The 14,018-nt window shown below is 67.4% G+C and carries 13 protein-coding genes; 5 read left to right on the forward strand and 8 right to left on the reverse strand.

All coding sequences use genetic code 11. The features are described from left to right. Position 1: 1 nt before the first annotated feature. Complete coding sequence (locus ACSQ24_RS23515) at positions 2-643, forward strand: NrsF family protein (RefSeq protein WP_436097025.1); 642 nt, start codon at positions 2-4, stop codon at positions 641-643. A 27-nt stretch (positions 644-670) separates the two neighbouring features. Here ACSQ24_RS23515 and ACSQ24_RS23520 read toward each other — a convergent pair whose 3' ends face one another. Next, entirely contained in the window at positions 671-1,981 is a 1,311-nt protein-coding gene (locus ACSQ24_RS23520; RefSeq protein ID WP_436097026.1) for an aspartate aminotransferase family protein, read from the reverse strand. 119 nt (positions 1,982-2,100) lie between these two features. Between ACSQ24_RS23520 and ACSQ24_RS23525 the strand changes: the two genes are divergently transcribed. From ACSQ24_RS23525 to hpaH, 3 genes are all read left to right on the forward strand, one after another. Then, a complete protein-coding gene (locus ACSQ24_RS23525; RefSeq protein ID WP_436097027.1) occupies positions 2,101-2,943 on the forward strand; it encodes a LysR family transcriptional regulator in 843 nt (280 codons plus the stop codon). A gap of 157 nt (positions 2,944-3,100) precedes the next feature. Continuing rightward, positions 3,101-3,964, forward strand: a complete 864-nt coding sequence (locus ACSQ24_RS23530; protein ID WP_436097955.1) for a fumarylacetoacetate hydrolase family protein — start codon at positions 3,101-3,103, stop codon at positions 3,962-3,964. A gap of 3 nt (positions 3,965-3,967) precedes the next feature. Further along, positions 3,968-4,771 carry a 2-oxo-hept-4-ene-1,7-dioate hydratase gene (hpaH, locus tag ACSQ24_RS23535; protein WP_436097028.1) on the forward strand — a complete coding sequence of 268 codons (804 nt, stop codon included), beginning with the start codon at positions 3,968-3,970 and terminating at the stop codon, positions 4,769-4,771. 46 nt (positions 4,772-4,817) lie between these two features. On the opposite strand, the gene ACSQ24_RS23540 is transcribed toward hpaH, so the two are convergent. From ACSQ24_RS23540 to ACSQ24_RS23560, 5 genes are all read right to left on the reverse strand, one after another. Then, the gene (locus tag ACSQ24_RS23540; RefSeq protein WP_436097029.1) at positions 4,818-5,660 is read right to left on the reverse strand and encodes an ATP-binding cassette domain-containing protein; all 843 of its coding nucleotides are present in this window, start codon (positions 5,658-5,660) and stop codon (positions 4,818-4,820) included. 14 nt (positions 5,661-5,674) lie between these two features. Next, positions 5,675-5,923, reverse strand: coding sequence for an SIP domain-containing protein (locus ACSQ24_RS23545; RefSeq protein WP_436097030.1), 249 nt, complete (start codon positions 5,921-5,923; stop codon positions 5,675-5,677). Further along, positions 5,916-7,913 (reverse strand): Fe(3+)-hydroxamate ABC transporter permease FhuB, encoded by a 1,998-nt coding sequence (gene fhuB / locus ACSQ24_RS23550; protein ID WP_436097031.1) that lies wholly within the window; start codon positions 7,911-7,913, stop codon positions 5,916-5,918. Before fhuB ends, ACSQ24_RS23545 begins: the two co-directional genes overlap by 8 nt. Then, a complete protein-coding gene (locus ACSQ24_RS23555; protein ID WP_436097032.1) occupies positions 7,906-8,784 on the reverse strand; it encodes an ABC transporter substrate-binding protein in 879 nt (292 codons plus the stop codon). The genes fhuB and ACSQ24_RS23555 overlap by 8 nt, the downstream gene beginning before the upstream one ends. A gap of 78 nt (positions 8,785-8,862) precedes the next feature. After that, the gene (locus ACSQ24_RS23560) at positions 8,863-11,076 is read right to left on the reverse strand and encodes a TonB-dependent siderophore receptor (RefSeq protein WP_436097033.1); all 2,214 of its coding nucleotides are present in this window, start codon (positions 11,074-11,076) and stop codon (positions 8,863-8,865) included. Between the two features lie 229 nt (positions 11,077-11,305). On the opposite strand from ACSQ24_RS23560, the gene ACSQ24_RS23565 reads away from it, so the two are divergent. Further along, positions 11,306-12,193 carry a helix-turn-helix domain-containing protein gene (locus ACSQ24_RS23565; protein WP_436097034.1) on the forward strand — a complete coding sequence of 296 codons (888 nt, stop codon included), beginning with the start codon at positions 11,306-11,308 and terminating at the stop codon, positions 12,191-12,193. Positions 12,194-12,204: 11 nt separating this feature from the next. Here the strand turns inward: ACSQ24_RS23565 and ACSQ24_RS23570 are convergent, their stop codons facing one another. Both ACSQ24_RS23570 and ACSQ24_RS23575 read right to left on the reverse strand, forming a co-directional pair. After that, entirely contained in the window at positions 12,205-13,011 is an 807-nt protein-coding gene (locus tag ACSQ24_RS23570) for an ABC transporter ATP-binding protein (RefSeq protein WP_436097035.1), read from the reverse strand. After that, on the reverse strand, positions 13,008-13,994 hold the full coding sequence (locus ACSQ24_RS23575) for a FecCD family ABC transporter permease (protein ID WP_436097036.1): 987 nt from the start codon (positions 13,992-13,994) through the stop codon (positions 13,008-13,010). Before ACSQ24_RS23575 ends, ACSQ24_RS23570 begins: the two co-directional genes overlap by 4 nt. Positions 13,995-14,018 lie beyond the last annotated feature (24 nt).

Genomic DNA, 14,018 nt, shown 5'->3' on the forward strand with positions numbered 1-14,018 from the left:
CATGAAGACCGACGAGCTGATCACCCTCATGGCCGCGGGCCACCAGCCGGTCGACACCGGCCAGCTGCGCCGCGCGACCTGGCTGACGACCTTGGTCGCGCTCGCCGCCACCGCGGTGCTGCTCGTCAATACGCTCGGCGCCCGCCCCGACTTGGCGCAGGCGATCGTGACGATGCCGGTCATCGCCAAACTGCTGTTCGGCGGCAGCATCGCCGTCGTCTCGCTCATCCTGTTCCAGCAGAGCTTGCGGCCAGGGCTGAAGCCGAGGCGGCGGCTGCCTGCGGTGGCTATCCCGGTCGCGTTGGTCGTGACGTGGGCGGCCTTCACGCTGGCTCAGGCCCCGACCGCACAATGGGGCACGCTGACCTTCGGTCGCTACTGGGATAGCTGCCTAGTCTATGTCTTCGCCTATTCGATGATCCCACTGCTCGGCTTGCTGCTGCTGGCGCGCCGCGGCGCCCCGGTCGACAGCACGCTCACCGGCGCCTCCGCCGGCCTTGCCTCAGCCGGGCTCGCGACGGTCGCCTATGCCCTGCACTGCCCGGATGATGCGGCGCCGTTCCTGGCGACCTGGTACACGATCGCGATGGTCCTGGTTTCAGGCCTGGCGGCACTCGTCCTGCCGCGTTTCCTGCGCTGGTAATCGACGCGGCCGAACAGTCCGCCAGGCTCATTGCGCTCTGGCAGCGGTCTCGATCGCATCCGACATGATTGCGAGGCCGTGGTCGATCTCGGCGTCCGAAACCGTCAGCGGTGGTGCGATGCGAAAGACACCGCCCATGCCGGGAAGCTTGACGATGTTCATGCTCAGGCCGCGTTGCATGGCTTCTTCCATGATCCGCGCCCCCAGCTCGAAACCCGGCGCCTTGGTCTGCCGGTCGCTCACGACCTCGAGCCCGAGCAGCAGCCCTCGCCCGCGCACGTCGCCGACGCATTCGTATTTCTGCTGGAGGGCGAGCAGCCCCTGCTTCAGCCGCTCGCCGCGCTCGCGGGCCTGGGCGACGAGGCCGTCGCGCTCGACCACATCGAGAACCGTAACGCCGACCGCCGCCGTGAGCGGATCGGAGACATGCGTGGTGTAGAACAGGAAGCCACGTTCGAAGGCTTTCTGCTCGATCGCCTCCGTCGTCATCACCGCCGCCAGCGGCAGGCCGGAGCCGAGTGTCTTGGACAGCGTCAGGATGTGCGGCGTCACCCCGTCGCGCTGGAAGGCGAACATGTGCCCGGTCCGGCCGACACCGGTCTGCGCCTCGTCGAGAACCAGAAGCATGCCGCGCTCCTCGCATTTGCGCTTGAGCGCAGCGAGGTAGCCGGGCGGCAGCTCGAGAATGCCGCCGCTCGACAGAATCGGCTCGGCGATGAAGGCTGCCAGATTGCCCGTCGACTGCCGATCGATCAGCTCGAAGGCATCGTCGAGCTCGGCCTGCCAGTCATTGCTGCCGTCAGGATGCTTGAAGCGCGGGCGGTAGGAGTTTGGCGCGGGGATGACAAAGGAGCCCGCTGCGGCAGGCCCATAGCCGCGTCGGCCGGCGCTGTAGGTCGCCGATGCCGCCGCACCGGTCATGCCATGCCAGCTCTGGGCGAAGGCGACGACCTCGTGGCCGCCGGTGACCAATTTCGCCATGCGGATGGCGGCTTCGTTCGACTCGGCCCCCGTGGTCAGCAATTGCACGCGGTCGAGCCCGGGCGCGAGCGCAGCCAGCCGCTCGGCCAGTGCCGCGACCGGACGCGAGAGCATGCCGCTGAACAGATGCGCCACCGACGCCATCTGCCGGTTAACCGTCGAGACGATGTCGGGATGAGTATGGCCGAGCACAGCGCTCATCTGGCCGGAGGTGAAGTCGAGAATGCCGCGACCATCGGCATCGTAGACGAAGGAGCCCTCGGCCCGTTCGACGATGATCGATTCGAAGCTGGGCCCATAGCGCGTCAGGTGCTTGTTCGCGACAGCCCAGAAGGCGGGATCGGCATTGAGCGACATCAGGTTCCCCTTTTTGGCAGTCTTCCAGCAATTGCCATTCCAGAGCGCTACCGATGCTTGCCTCAGCAGGCAAATTGATACTTCTTCAATCCGATATCGATTGAGTTGATGGTGCGTCGATGCTCGACCTCGTATTGCTCAGGAACTTCGCAGTCATCGCGCGCACCGGCTCGATCAGCCTCGCCTCGCTTCAGATCGGACGCACGCAGTCGGCGCTGAGCATGCAGATGCAGCGCCTCGAAAATCAGATCGGCCAATCGCTTCTGCATCGAAGCGGCTCTGGCGTGCACCTGACCACAGCGGGCCACAAGCTCCTGGCGCAGGCTGAAGCCCTGCTTGCCGCCCATGATGACGTTCTCGCCGACATGCGCGGGACAGGGCTCAAGGGCGCGTTGAATCTGGGCTGCCCGGAGGACTATTCGATCGCCTTCCTGCCGGATCTGCTGCGCGGCTTCTGCGCCCTTCACCCGGATGTCGAATTGCGCATGGTTTGTGCGCCGACCTCGGAATTGCGGCCGCTGCTGCATCGCCGCCAGATCGAGATGGCGCTCGTCTCGCTCGCCGATGCCACAAGCAAGGAAGTCATTCGGCAGGAGCGCTTCGTCTGGGTCGCCAATGAGGCGCAGCCCGCCATCCTCCACAGCACCAGCCTGCCTTTGGCGCTGTCCGCGCCGATGACCCTCGATCATCGGGCTGCCTGCGACGCGATGGAAACGGTCGGCCGGCGCTACCGGATCGCCTTCGCCAGCAACAGCCTTGCCGGGCTGATCGCAATCGCCCGCTCCGGACATGCCATCAGCGTGCTGACCGAGACGGCCGTGCCGCCCGATCTCCATGTCGTGCGCACCGGGCTACCACCGCTTCCCTCGATCGGCATCGCAGTTGAATTCGCGGATCAGCGACCATCGGCGGCCGCGAAGGCCCTGGGCGAGCACATCAGGGTCGAGCTGCCGAGGCTTTGAGCCCGCCGATTGACACCGCGCCATGGAAACTGATTAACATGATAATTAATTGATATAGCGCAGCGCCCGTGGGCTTCCATCCAAAAGCCCTGAGAGCGGGCGCCATGCGTAAATTCAGCGGCTCATCGCCTCGCCAAACATGAGGACGCGATCCTTGATCCCGAAGTTCGTCAGTTTCGGTCATGACGCCGACGCGCGTTACGGCCTGGTTGTTCCGAACGGCGTCGTCGACCTGTCTGCCCGATATCGGACGCAGTGGCCGACGCTGCAGCACGTCGTCGTCGACGGGGCTTTCGAGACCCTGGCGGAGAAGGGCGCGGCGCTGCCCCCCGATCTGCCGCTCGACGGTCTCCGCTACGAGATTCCGAGCCTCGCGCCCGAGAAGATCATCTGCGTCGGCGTGAACTTCCCCGACCGCAATGCCGAGTACAAGGACGGGCAGGAAGCGCCGCCGAACCCGTCGCTGTTTCCGCGGTTCCTGCGCTCGTTCACAGCCCATGAGCAGCCGCTGATCAGGCCGCCGGAGAGCGAGCAGCTCGACTATGAAGGCGAGATCGCGATCGTGATCGGCAAGGCCGGGCGCCGCATCGCCGAGCGTGACGCGCTCGGTCATATCGCGGCGCTGACGCTATCGAATGAAGGGACGCTCCGCGACTGGGTGCGCCATGCCAAGTTCAACGTCACCCAGGGCAAGAACTTCGATCGCTCCGGCTCGATCGGCCCCTGGCTGGTACCCTTCACCGACGAGGCGCAGATCGCCGATATCGCCTTGACCACGAAGGTCAATGGCGAGCTGCGCCAGAGCGACCGGACCAGCCGCATGATCTTCTCGTTCAGGAAGATCATCAGCTACATCTCGACCTTCACCACGCTCGTTCCGGGCGACATCCTGATCACCGGGACCCCGACCGGCGCGGGCGCGCGGTTCGACCCGCCGATCTGGCTGAAGCCGGGCGACGTCGTCGAGGTCGAGGCCGAGGGTATCGGCCTCCTTCGCAACACCATTTCCGACGAGGCCTGAGCGATGCTGTCCCCCGACGAAATCTCCGCTGCCGCCCTCAGCCTCGACGAGGCCGAGAGGACACGCCAGCAGACCGGCCTGATGTCGCTGCGCTTTCCGCAGATGACGATGGATGACGCCTATGCGGTCCAGGCCGCCTGGGTCGAGCGCAAGCGCGCGGCCGGTCGCACGATCATCGGCTGGAAGATCGGCCTGACCTCGAAGGCAATGCAGTATGCGCTCGACATCGACACGCCAGATTCCGGCGTGCTGTTCGACGACATGCGCTTCGACGACGGCAGCAACATTCCCAAGGACCGCTTCATCCAGCCGCGTATCGAGGCCGAGATCGCCTTCGTCATGAAGGGCGACCTGAAAGGGCCGGAGGTCACGGTCTTCGACGTGCTGAACGCGACCGACTACGTCGTCCCGGCGCTCGAGATCCTCGACACCCGCATCCTGCGCGTCGATCCGCAGACGAAGAAGGCCCGCACCATCGTCGACACGATTTCGGACAATGCCGCCAATGCCGGCATCGTCACCGGCGGGCGCGCGATGCGCCCGGATCAAGTCGATCTGCGCTGGGTCGGCGCCATCGTTTCGCGCAACGGCCAGGTCGAGGAGACCGGTCTCGGCGCCGGCGTGCTCAACGACCCGACGCGCGGCATCGCCTGGCTGGCCAACCGGCTCGCGAGCTATGGCGGTGAGATCAAGGCGGGGCAGATCGTGCTGGCGGGGTCCTTCATCCGGCCCGTCGAAGCCCGCCATGGCGACACGATCACGGCCGATTACGGGCCGCTCGGTACCGTGAGCTGTTTCTTCGAGTGAGCCTGCAAGCGACGAAGTGCTACGCAGGACGGTTCTGAGCGCAACCTCACACGAAGGCGAGCGGCCGGCCGCCATCGGGATGGGGCATCACGCCGACCTCGATGCCATAGATCGCACGCAGGATATCGGGCCGTACGATCTGCTCGGGCGTGCCCCGCGCCACCAGCCGGCCGGAGTGGAGCGCGACGATCTCGTCACAGAAGCGGGCGGCCATGTTGACGTCGTGCAGCACGACGACGATGCCGAGACCCGCCTCATGCGAGAGCTGGCGCACCAGCGTCAGCACCTCGACCTGATGGGAGAGATCGAGCGCCGCGATCGGCTCGTCGAGCAGGAGGCATTGCGCATCCTGCGCGACGAGCATCGCCAGCCAGGCACGCTGACGCTCGCCGCCCGAGAGACTGTCGGCCAGGCGATCGGCGAAGGGCTCGATATCGGTCAGCGCCATCGCCTGCACGACCTTGTCGCGGTCGCGCTGCCCGAAGCGGCCGAGTGCGCCGTGCCAGGGATAGCGGCCGAGCGCGACCAGCTCCTTGACCAGCATTCCGGCCGCGGGCGGCGTCTGCTGCGGCAAGTAGGCGAGCTTGCATGCGAAGGCGCGACTGTCCCAGCTCTCGATCGGGCGACCGGCAAAACTCAGCGCGCCGCGCGAGGGCCGCTGCTGGCGTGCCAGCAGCTTCAGCAGCGTCGACTTGCCCGAGCCGTTATGGCCGAGGATGCCGATCACCTTGCCGGCGCCGAGATCGAGCGTCAGCGGCTCGAGCAGGACACGGTCGCCGACAGAGAAGCCGACGCCCTCCAGCGTGAAGAGCGGCTCGCTTGCGCGAGGCGCGTTGTCGGCTGCGCGATCAGGCGATGCGATGTCGATGAGGTCGGCTGGGCTGGACATGATATCAGTCTGCATCAATCACCATGGTCGTGCACATCGGCGTGGCCCTTGCGCCAGTAGGCTGCGACGAGATGCCGATCCTTCGGCAGCTGGCGCTCACCGCGCAGGTGTTTGCGGATCGCGCGAGCAGTCGCCTGCTCGCCGCCGGCGAAGACGAACGGGCTGCCATGCTCCGGCAGGGCGATGCCGCGCACCGCCTGCGTCAGCAGGTCGGTCGAGCCCGCCGGCGCGCCCGCGCGATGCAGCTCGGTCTCGTCAGCCATGCCGGTTCCCTGTGCGGTTCAAGAGCCAGATCAGATAGGGTCCGCCGATCAATGCCGCAAACAGCCCCGTCGGCACCTGATAGGGGAAAGCGACGAGGCGCGCGAGCCAATCGGCCAGAATCATGACGCCGCAGCCGATCAGGGCCGAGGCGGCAAGCTGGTCGCGGCCGCGCGCGAAGCCGACGAGACGAGACAGATGCGGCGCGACTAGCCCGACCAGGCTGAGCGGCCCAGTCAGCAGCGACGCGACCGCCGTCGCCAAGGCCGCGACGGCAGCGAGAACGAGACGGCTGCGCTCGACGCCAAGGCCAAGGCCGCGGCTCGTCGCCTCGCCAAGCGGCATCAGATCGAGCCAGCGAGCCGCGAGAAACAGCGGCGCGATCAGGACGAGGCCGCCGATCAGGCCGATCCAGACCTCGAACTCGCCGGCACGGTTGGTCGAGCCCGACAGCCAGGTCAGCAGCACATAGGCCCGCAGATCGCCCTTCGCGAGCGCGGTCGAGACCAGCGCCATGCAGAGCGCGCCCATGGCGATGCCGGCAAGCAGCAGGCGTTGCGAGCCGATGCCCGGACGGCCCGCCAGCATCAGCATGACGAGGAGCACGGTGAGCGAGCCACCGGCGATGCCGGCGAGCATCGAGAACGGGCTGAAGGGCAATAATGCGAGCGCAAGCGTCAGCCCGACCCCGCCACCGGCGCTGACGCCGAGCACTTCCGGCCCGGCCAAGGGGTTGGCGGTGAGGCGCTGCATCAGGCAGCCGGCGGCGCCGAGCAGGGCGCCGGCCGCGCCGGCTGCGACGAGGCGCGGCCCGCGGAAGGGCAGCAGGTCGGCGAAGAGCGCGCCGGTCGCCAGCCCCCAGCCCTGCGGCCCGCGACCGAGGACAAGGCCGAGCATGGCCACGATCGCAATCACCACCGCGAGCACGGCAAGCGCCAGGAATGGCCATGCGATGCGGCGCGTCAGGGCCATCGCATCGACGGTCTGCGCGGGCGGAGCCGGGGGCACGCGGCGCATCAGCCAGAGCAGCAGCGGCCCGCCGAACAGCGCGGTGGCGGCGCCGGTGGGAGCAAAGTCGTTGAAGCCGGATCCGAGCAGTTGCACCGCGCTGTCGGTAATCGAGAGCAGGAGCGCGCCGAGCGCCGGTGCCGCCAGCAGCAGCTGGCGCTGCGTGCGCGCGCCGAACTCGCGCGCCAATGTCGGCGCGGCAAGGCCGACGAAACCGATGACGCCGACCTCGGCGGTGACGCTGGCCGCAAGCCAGACCGCGACGCCGAGGACGGCGAAGCGCACGGCGTGCAAGGTAAGGCCGAGACTGCGGGCGACATCGTCTCCGAGACCGAGCAGGCCGAGCGGGCGCAGCAGCAGCGCTGCCGCGATGCCACCGAGCAGCAGGCGCGGGCCGAGCGACAGCGCGGCATCCCAGCTCTGCTGGTTGAGCGAGCCGGCGCCCCAGATGAAGAGCGAGAGCACATAGTCGCCCTTGGCGAGGATGACGGTCGCGCTCAGCGCCGCCGCGATCAGCGCGACGACCATGCCGGAAAGGATCACCGTCATCGGATCGAGCCCACGCCGCCAGCTCAGTCCGAGCACGAGCGCGACCGCGGCGATGGCCCCCGCCAGCGCGACACCTTCGCGCGACAAGACGATCAGCGCCGGGGCGTAGGCAGTCGCGGCAGTCAAGGCGAGCTGCGCGCCGGAGACGATACCGAGCGTCGACGCATCTGCGACTGGGTTGCGCAGGACACGCTGCAGCAGGACACCGGCGAGGCCGAGCGTTGCACCGCAGATCAGCGCGGTGACGCTGCGCGGCACCAGGCTGTGCCAAAGGAGGATGGATTCAAGTGTCCGGGCGAGTTCGCCCGAAGCCGGCAGCGGCGGGCGTGTCGCCACCACGGCAGCAAAGAGCATCACGGCCGCCAGCGCGGCGAGGAACCAGAGGCCGAGATCGCGATGGGGCAGCCGCCGCAACGGCAGAGCGGTATCAGCCACGGCTCGCCTCCGCCGCCAGCAATGCTTCGGTCAGGAGCCGGGCGAACCGCCGCGCCGCCGGCAGGCCGCCATAGGGATTGATCGAGGCGAGCCGTAGCAGCCGGCCTCCGCGCAGATTGGGCAGCGTGTTCCAGAAGGCGCTGGCAGAGAGCACCTCCAATGCGCCGGGTGGCACCGGCGGGATCAAGGCGATCCAGGCGTCGGGCACACGCGCCAGCGCCTCGAGGCCGACCGGCGCCATGGCGGAGTAGCTGGTATCGTCGGTCCAGGCATTGGCGAGGCCGAGCCGCGTCAGCACCTCGCCGAACATGCTGTCGGCGCCGAAGACACGGAAATGCCTGGCATCGCCGAGATTGATCGGGATCACCGGGCGCCCCGCATGCAGCTTCAGGCGTTCGCGCAGGAGAGCGAACTCGGCTTCGGTCTCGGCGAGATAGCGCTCGGCGACACCAACGATGCCGAGGCGCGCGCCGATGCTGCGCATCATTGCGGCCGCCGGCTCGAAGGGTGGCCGGCCCGGCGCATAGATCGAGAAGCGCTCCACCGGCGCGATCCGCAGCAGCCGCGGCTCCGAGCTGGCATAGAAGCTCGACGAATAGATCAGCTCCGGCCGGGAGAGCAGCAACAACTCGAAATTGACCGTGCCGCGCAGGCCGAGATCGGTGACCGTTCCCGGCACCTTCGGCTCGACCGCGACCTCGCGGAACTGCAGGAGCTCAGGGGCGGCGACGGGGGCTATGCCGAGCGCGAGCAGCGTTTCCAGTACCGACCAGTCGACGGTCGCGATGCGAAGACCCGCCGCCTGCGCCGGTCGCGGCAGCGCCACCGCCGCCAGCATGGCGAGCGCGGAGCGTCGGGTCGGGAACGCCATCGGGTCGGTCATATCAGCGGTCTATCACAGGCGATGGCCGCAGCAGGCGCTTCGGCCTTCGTACTGGGTGCAACGCCTCTACCAGCGATAATTGGCCGAGACGGTGACGGTGCGGGCATCGCCATAACCACAGCCGGACTGGCCGTTGCAGCTCTTCACATAGGCCTTGTCGAAGAGGTTGGTGACGTTGAGCGCCATGCCCCAATTGCCGATCTGATAGCGGATCGCGGCATCGACGACGGTCGCCGACGGCACTTTCAACGTATTCTCCGCATTGGCATAGGAACTGCCGACATAGCGCACGCCGGCACCGAGTCCGACGCCTTTGAAGACGCCTTCCGGCACGGTGTAATCGAGCCAGGCCGAGGCGGTGACTTCAGGCACGACGACCGGCGTCCTGCCGACCAGCAGCGGGCGGGTATCCCTGGTCGTCTTCAGGTCGAAGGCGGTGAAGGAGGCGAGCAGCTTCAAATCCTTGGTGATGTTGGCCTTGGCCTCGAACTCGAAGCCGCGCGAGGTGACCTCGCCGAGCTGCTGCTGCGCGAACGGGTTGAGCGCGGTCGGGGCCGGGTTCAGGACGTTCTGCTTGGTGATGTGGAAGACCGAAGCCGTCAGCAGCGCGTCCATGAAGGTCGGCTTGTACTTGACGCCCGCCTCGAACTGCCGGCCCTCCTCCGGCCGGAAGGGTTGGCCGGGTCCGCCGAGCAGGTTGGGCACGGCATCGAAGACCGGGGTGAAGAAGGTCGCGGCGCTGACATAGGGCGTCAGCCCGTTGGCGAACTCGTAGCCGAGGCCGGCGCGGCCGCTCCACGACGCTTCCTTCTTGTCATAGGTCGGTGAGAACAGCAGGCCGTCCGGGCTGACCGACTTCTTGTCGACATAGTCGTAGCGGCCGTTCAGCGTCAGCAGGAAGCCGCCGCCGAAGCGGATCTGGTCCTGGGCGTAGAAACCGATCTGGTGATGCTTCAGGTCCTGGTTGAGATAGACGCCGGTCGGGCCCTGCTGCGCGCCATAGGCGGGATTGGTGACGCTGATCGTGGTCGCGCCGCCCGAGGCCTGGGTGTGGTCGATATTGAAGTACTTGTAGTCGATGCCGAACAGCAGCGAGTGCTCTAGCGGGCCGGTGACGACCTTGCCGTCGATGCGGTTGTCGATCGTGAAGGTCCTGACCCGCGTCCTCTCCTGGAAGCCGATGCGGTAGAGCTGGTAGTCGGGTCCGACCGGCTGCAGCCGGTCGCCGAAGGGCGCATCGGGGCCGGCATAGCCGAAGCCATAGGGACCGAGCTGCGAGCCCTTCATCACGCCGTAGCGCAGGTTCTGGCTGAAGTTCCAGTTGTTGGCGAACTGATGCTGGAACTCGTAGCCGAGAAGCGTCTCGGTGCGCTCCTGATCGTCGATCGAGGGCTCGCCGAGGAAGGCCTCGCGGCGGATCTTGCCGAAGGGCGCGTTCGCCACCGTGCCGACATAGGGCAGGAAGCCGCCGCCGACATGGACCTGGTCGAGCGCCGCATACATGCCATAGGCGGTGAACCGGGTGGCACCGTTGGGCTGGTAGCTGATCTGCGGCATGATCACGCCGCGGAAATCCTTGGAATAGTCGGTGTACTGGTCGCCGCCTGAAAGCTTGCCGGTCAGGCGCGTGCTCCAGACGCCCTGCTTGTCACTGACGCCGACATCGAGGCCGAGATAGGCATTGCCCCAATTGTTGATGCCGGCCTCGACATAGCCGAAGTTCCGACCGTTCGGGCGCCTGCTGACGAGATTGACGATGCCGCCGGGGGTCGAGCCGCCATAGAGCACCGAAGCGGGGCCTTTCAGCACCTCGACACGCTCGAGCAGGAAGGGGTCGATCTGGAAGCCGCCGAAGCCGTAGCCGTAGAGCTGCAGTCCATCCATGAAGACGCCGGTCTGCGTCGCCTGGAAGCCGCGGATGAAGAGCCAGTCGGTGTCGGGATCGGGCCCGAAGGCCTGGGCAGCGACGCCCGCGGTATAGCGCAGCGCCTCGTCGACCTTGAGCGCCTTGCGGTCGTCGATCTCGTCGCGGCCAAGCACGGAGACCGCCTGCGGGATCGCGGTGATCGGCGTGTTCGCCTTCGAGCCTGCGGTAGAGCGCGTCGCGACATAGCCGTTGACCGGCCCGGTGGCGCCGCCCTCCCCCTCGACCGTGATCGTGTCGAGCTGGACCGTGGGAGCGGGCTGCCCTTGCGCCCAGGCAGTCCCGGCGCAAAGCAGAGCGAGCGACGCAGTGGAGCCAAGAAGAAATCCAGTCTTCATCACCAGCGAGTAGCACATTTTCGATCCCGGCCCCAATAATTACCGCCACGTCAGAACTGATCAAATTTAGAACTGTTCAAAGGCAGCGCTCAGCTTTCCGTTGGGCAATATCAGCATCGCGCGAGGCAGGATTGATCATTCCTGTCATGCATTGAACGTTCTTGGGCGCGCGTCTACAATTGCGCTGATCACGTTGCATTTTGAACACGCGTCGAGGCGCGGTCATCCGGCACTGCGGAGGCTAAAGATGGGTTTCCAGCCGCGCATGCGCTCGGTCCGCGAAGGCATCAGCGTCATCGGCTCGCTCAAATACCGTGTCTGGAACGGCGTCGTCGCCGATCTCTGGCAGGCCGAATGCCAGGCCGGCGCCAGCGGCGAATACGTCTCCGAGCACCCGCGCCTGTTCGTGGTGCTCGACAAGGTCGGCGGCAATTTCGAGACGCGGCTCAACCCGAACGAACCGGGGATTTCCAGCCGGGCCCGCGCCAACGCCATCAGCTTCATGCCGGCCGGCTTGCCGGTCTGGGGACGGACGCAGCAGCGCATGCGCATCCGCCATCTCGACCTGCACTTCGATGCCGCCACCGTCAGCGAGCGGCTCGGGGAAGCCTTGTCACCCGAGCGGCTGGCGCAGCCGCGCATCGCCTTCTCGAACGAGCGCATCCTGACGTTGGCGCGATTGATCGCCGGCGAATGCGCCGAACCGGATGCACGGCACGATCTGTATGGCGACGGTCTGGTCCTCGCGATCCTGATCGATCTCTTCGGCGTGCGCGCCAACGCACCACGCCAGCGCACGCCGCTGAGCAGCTGGCAGCTCAAGGCGGTGACCGATTACATCAGCGAGCATGCGGCAGGCACGATCCGGCTGCAGGATCTCGCCGAGCTCGTCGGCATGTCGCAATCGCATTTCAGCCACGCCTTCAAGGCCTCGACCGGCCTGCCGCCGCATCAATGGCAGCTCAAGGCGCGGATCGAGCGTGGCCAGCGCCTGCTCGCAGCGGGCGACCGGCCCTTGACCGAGATCGCGGCCGATGCCGGCTTCTCCGACCAGGCGCATTTCACCCGCGTCTTCCGCCGCATGGTCGGCGAGACGCCGGCCGCCTGGCGCCGTGGCGCGGCGGAGCGGCTGTAGATCAGCGGGGTCTACGGTTGCGACGGAGCATGTCCGCCAAACGCCGGCACGATCATCGGCGTCCCGGCGACCGGATCCGGGATGACCACACACGGAACCTCGAAGACCGCCTCGATCAAGGCGCTGTCGACGATCTCGCTGGGTCTGCCCTGGGCATGGACCATCCCATCCTTCATCGCGACGAGATGGCCGGCATAGCGGCAGGCCTGGTTGAGGTCGTGCAGCACGGCGATGATGGTCTTGCCCGCCCGGTTCAAGGCCCGGCAGAGCTCAAGCACCTCGATCTGATGGGCGAGGTCGAGGAAGGTCGTCGGCTCGTCGAGCAGCAGCAGATCGGTCTCCTGGGCGAGCGCCATGGCGATCCAGGCCTTCTGGCGCTGGCCGCCCGACAGTTCGTCGAGGCGCCGTGCTGCCAGAGCGGTGACGCCGGCGGCCGCCATGGCTCCGGCAACGGCAGTCTCATCACCCGCCGACCAGCGCTTGAACAATCCGCCATGAGGATGGCGTCCGCGGGCGACGAGATCGGCGACCGTGATCCCGTCCGGCGTCTCGGCGCCTTGTGGCAACACGGCGAGTCGGCGGGCGCGCTCGCGATGGCTGAAATCAGCAATGGCGCGCCCGTCGAGCAGGACACTGCCGCCGGACGGCTCGTGCAGGCGGGCGAGTGTACGCAGCAAGGTCGACTTGCCGCAGGCGTTGGGCCCGACGACGACTGTGAAGCCGCCGCGCGGAAAAGCGAGATCGAGCCCGCGCAGGATCTCCCTGGAACCATGGTCGGCACGCAAAGCACGGGTTTCGAGAGGATAGGTCGTGCTCATGTCGCCGCACCGCGCCGCATCCTGCTTCGCAGCAGCAGGACGAAATAGAGACCGCCGAGGCAGGCGGTGACCGCTCCGACAGGCAGCAAGCGTGGTGCGAACAAAGTCCGCGCGACGCAGTCGCTGCCGAGCAGGAAGAGTGCCCCGAACAGGGCCGAGGTCGAGAGCGGCAGCCCGGCGCTGCCGGCGAGCCGGCGCGCTGCATGCGGCGCGATCAACGCCACGAAGCCGACCGGCCCGGCGATCAGGGTCGCGGTGGCCGTGAGACTTAGTCCAACGAGGCCGAGGCGCAGTCGCGCCGTACCGGACGGCTCGCCCAGCGACATCGCCTTGTCGTCGCCGAGCGCGAGCGCATCCATGCTACGGCGGCAAGCTAATCCGAGGGGCAGCAGCACGAGCAGGATGGTCACACCGATCGCGAGCCGGCCTCTGTCGACCCCAGCGAGTGCGCCCTGCTTCCAGCTCGCGGCGATCAGCGCGGAATCGAGCGGGGCGGTGAAGATCAGCCAGTCGTTCAGGGCGGTGAAGCCGGCGCCGACAGCGATGCCGATCAGGATCAATCGGTTGCGCTCGACATGGCCGCCGCCCGCCGCCGCGTAGACCAGAAGCCCGGCGGTCAACCCTCCGGCAAGGGACGCCAGCGCGACGACCGAGGCTGCGGCGCCGGCCAGCATCGCCAGGATCGCGCCGGAGAAGGCGCCGGCATCGAAGCCGATCACGTCCGGACTGCCGAGCGGGTTGCGCAGCAGGGTCTGGAACAGGGCGCCCGCCATGCCGAGCGCAGCGCCGGCGCAGAGCGCCGCGAGAATCCGTGGCAAGCGCCATTCGAGCACGACGAGCCGCAACGGGCCTGTCGCCTCGCCGGCCAGCGCGCGGGCGGCATCCTCCAGAGAAACCGGCATGGTTCCGAGCGTGAGCGCGAGCAGCGCCAAGCCGGTGCAGGCCGTTGCAAGGCCGAGGTCGACCGCAACGGCTCGACCCATGACGGTCCACCCTTTGCGCAATGG

It is taken from the genome of Allobosea sp. LjRoot237 (assembly GCF_964253285.1).
GTDB lineage: Bacteria > Pseudomonadota > Alphaproteobacteria > Rhizobiales > Beijerinckiaceae > Allobosea.